Origin of the sequence: Nostoc sp., assembly GCF_036917515.1 — a bacterium.
GTDB lineage: Bacteria > Cyanobacteriota > Cyanobacteriia > Cyanobacteriales > Nostocaceae > Nostoc.
The window spans coordinates 1-3,827 of record NZ_JBALDE010000097.1 but is presented as its reverse complement, the minus strand read 5'-3'; the positions used below and the strand labels follow the sequence as shown (position 1 = coordinate 3,827).

3 protein-coding genes are annotated in these 3,827 nt (G+C 40.6%); all 3 read left to right on the top strand.

Going from position 1 to position 3,827, the window contains the following annotated elements:
- Window positions 1-235: 235 nt before the first annotated feature.
- Window positions 236-2,647: a TonB-dependent siderophore receptor gene (locus V7K89_RS11315; protein WP_335187131.1), complete on the top strand. Its 2,412-nt coding sequence runs from the start codon at window positions 236-238 to the stop codon at window positions 2,645-2,647.
- Entirely contained in the window at window positions 2,640-2,855 is a 216-nt protein-coding gene (locus V7K89_RS11310; RefSeq protein ID WP_335187129.1) for a hypothetical protein, read from the top strand. The genes V7K89_RS11315 and V7K89_RS11310 overlap by 8 nt, the downstream gene beginning before the upstream one ends.
- A 142-nt stretch (window positions 2,856-2,997) precedes the next feature.
- Window positions 2,998-3,827, top strand: an 830-nt coding sequence (locus V7K89_RS11305) for an AMIN domain-containing protein (protein ID WP_335187127.1), incomplete at its 3' end; no start/stop codon positions are given.

Genomic DNA, 3,827 nt, shown 5'->3' with positions numbered 1-3,827 from the left:
TCCGCAAGCAACTGGAGTACTTCCCTACCTTGCGAGCGGCAATGGAGTATGTTCTGAGTTTAGTGTCCTAACCAACCTGGCGGTTGCTATATATATTTTTACAAGAATTAAATTGGTATAAATACATTTTTCTACCAACTTAGTTAGTGAGAGTAATTGATCTATTAGTAATGATAAAAATTATACTTAATTATCAATTTTAAGACTTGGTAACCACTGAGGAGTGTATATAAAAATGCTTATCAAACTACAATATCCTGCTGTTTGCTGGTTAATATTTGTTGTTTCTCTAACTTTAGCCAATCCAGCATATCCTGAACAACCGTTAGTCAAAAAAACTTTAGTACGCTCAGGTGATGTCTTCCAAGAAATTCAAACATTGAATCAGCTACAGCTTCCTAAAACTGATGCTTCATATTTATGGAGAGTACCCAGACAGAATAAATTTCCCGAACTTAGTCAAGCAACTACAGATGTGGTATTAGTTACGGATGTGAAGGTTAACTCTACTAATAAAGGGATAGAGTTAATTTTAGTCACAGCTAATTCTCTAAAGCTACAAGTTTTACCGAAAACTGAGGGTAATTCCTATATTGCAGATATCCCTAATGCCAAGTTGCAACTAAGAAGTGGGGATTTTAGACAATCAAAGCCAGTAGCCGGAATTGCATTAATTACAGTTGCAAATTTAGATGCGAACACCTTGCGGGTAACGGTGACTGGGGAAGCTTTTGCGCCTGCGGTGGAGTTGTTTGATAGTACAAAAGAAGGTTTAGTTTTTGGAGTGACAAGTACTGCACGGCAGCCAACACCCACACCAGAGCAACAACCAATACAAGAGAAGCAACCACCTATTGAGTTAGAAGTGACAGCACCGCCTGATACAGGTTATCGAATTCCTGATACAAGTGTGGGTACGAGAACAGATACCCCGCTACGCGACATTCCACAGTCTATTGATGTTATCCCCCGACAGGTGTTGGAAGATCAGGGAACGACTCGTATCGGTGAGGTACTCAAAGATTATGGTATATTGCAGGGTGCAGCTCCACCCCGCTCATCAGATGAATTTATTATTCGAGGGTTTGATACTATCAACACCCTTCGTAACGGTCTTAGAGACAACCTCAATCGTTCAACTAATGGGGCTTCAACTCCCAATATCGAGCGGATAGAGATTCTCAGAGGGCCTACTTCTGTGCTGTATGGTCAAGGCGATCCTGGGGGTATAGTTAATATTATTACTAAAAAGCCACTGAGTCAGCCTTACTATTCCATTGCTTTTGGTGTCGGCAGTTATAGCTTTTATCAACCCTCTATCGATTTCTCTGGCCCGTTGACTTCAGATGGGACACTTCTGTATCGCCTAAATGCTGCTTACTCGAATTCTGGTAGCTTTATCGATTTTTTCAACCCTACTCGCACATTCGTTTCGCCAGTGATTACCTGGCATCCCAATTCTAAAACAACGCTCACGTTAGAAGGAGAGTACCAGGATAGTCGCATCATTTTCGATCCCGGTTTACCTGCTCAAGGGACTGTGCTACCTAACTCTAATGGGGAAATCTCACGCAGTCGTTTTATAGGTGAACCAACAGATTTCAGCGATCGCCAGACTGGTAGAATTGGGTATACCTTTGAACACCGCTTGAATGATGACTGGGTGCTGCGGAATGCTTTACAAATTACCCTTCTGCGATACGAACAACAGTCTACAACACCAGTAAGTTTACTACCTGATAACCGTACTCTTCGGCGACGGACACAAAAATTTCTAGAACCTGTCGTTTGGAATAATTATCTTCTCGATACCAATATCATTGGCAAATTTAAGACAGGTAGTGTTCAGCATCAACTACTGTTTGGTTTGGATTTATACAGAGATATTCAGGCTACATTCAACTCTACTTTGAACTCGATTGGATCAATTAACCTGTTTAATCCGATATATGGTCAACCTTTAGGTACTGTTAACAATCAAATCAATCGTAAGAACAGAGATGATGCTCTTGGTATTTATGCTCAAGATCAAGTAACACTTGCAGAAAATCTCAAATTGATTTTGAGTGGGCGTATCGATTTTGTGGAGAATAACGTTACAAACGTTATCACCTCACAAGAAACTAGTCAATCGGATTCTGCTTTCAGCCCTAGAATTGGTCTTGTTTATCAACCGATCAAACCTGTTTCCCTTTACGCCAGCTTTGGTCAATCTTTTTATCAAAACATTGGAACCGCTTTTGATGGTAGCGCATTTAAACCAAGTCGTGGGACTCAATATGAAGTGGGAGTCAAAACAGATTTTCTCAACGGTAAACTTTCTTCGACCCTCGCTTTATACCAACTGACGTTATCCAATGTTGTGACCCCTGACCTCGTTAATCAAACCTTTGATGTCCAAACGGGGGAGCAACGAAGTCGGGGAATTGAGTTGAATGTAACTGGAGAAATATTACCAGGGTGGAATGTAATTGTGTATTATGCCTATAATGATGCCCAGATTACCAGTGACAATCTATACAAAGTTGGCAACCGAGTGGCTCTTGCCCCTGACAATGTTGCCAGTTTGTGGACGACTTACACTTTGCCCAAGCAAGGGTTCACTGCAAGGATTGGGATTTGGTCTAGGTTTATCTTATGTGGGTGAACGAGAAGGAGATTTAGACAACTCGTTCCAGTTACCAAGTCACTTCCGAACTGATGCAGCGGTCTATTACCGCAAAAATAATCTGCAAGTTGGAGTCAATCTCAACAATCTGTTTGATGTTCGGTATTTTGAAAGCGCTCGAAATAACTTACAAGTTTACGCAGGTGAACCATTTACAGCGACAGCAACAGTGAGGTACGAGTTTTGATGGAACGGAAACCCTCTTTCCCAATTTTAAGTACTAACGCTCTAGTTACTTTGATAGTGTATTTTACCTTGAGGATTGAGAAGTAAATTATACTTAACTCTTAATTCCAATACCTAGTATTTCCTAAGTGGTGTGTGTAAAAATGTTTATTAAACTACCGTATCCTGCTGTTTGCTGGTTAATATCTGTTGTTTCTCTAACTTTAGCCAATCCAGCATATCCTGAACAACCGTTAGTCAAAAAAACTTTAGTGCGATCGGGTGAAGTCTTCAAAGAAATTCAAACATTGAATCAGCTACAGTTTCCTAAAACTAATGCTTCATATTTATGGAGAGTACCCAGACAGAATAAACTTCCCGAACTTAGTCAAGCAACTACAGATGTGGTATTAGTTACGGATGTGAAGGTTAACTCTACTGATAAAGGGATAGAGTTAATTTTAGTCACAGCTAATTCTCAGAAACTACAAGTTTCACCAAAAACTGAGGGTAATTCTTACATTGCAGATATTCCTAACACCAAGTTGCAACTGGTAAATGGAGAGAGTTTCCGACAATCAAAGCCAGTAGCCGGAATTGCACTAGTTATAGTAACACAAGTTGATGCCAATAGTATTCGCTTGACAGTTACGGGTGAAAACGGTGTCCCAACAGTGCAGTTGTTTGATAGTACAAAAGAGGGTTTAGTTTTTGGAGTGACTCCTAGTACTTCTACTGCTCAACAGCCAACAACAACGCCAGAACAAAAACCATCTACAACAGAGCCAGAAAAGCCCATTGAGTTAAATGTGACTGCTCCACCAGATACAAATTATCGGGTTCCAGATGCGACTACTGCAACGAAAACAGATACACCATTGCGTGATATTCCTGCTTCGGTTCAGGTGATTCCTCAGCAGGTTATCGAAGACCAACAACCGCGTAACTTAATTGGGATACTCTCAAATGCTGGCGTTGTCCAAAATAATTTTTC

Bases quoted from the DNA above. Each gene is read 5' to 3' on its own strand.
- V7K89_RS11315 (WP_335187131.1), top strand. From the start codon at position 236: ATGCTTATCAAACTACAATATCCTGCTGTTTGCTGGTTAATATTTGTT.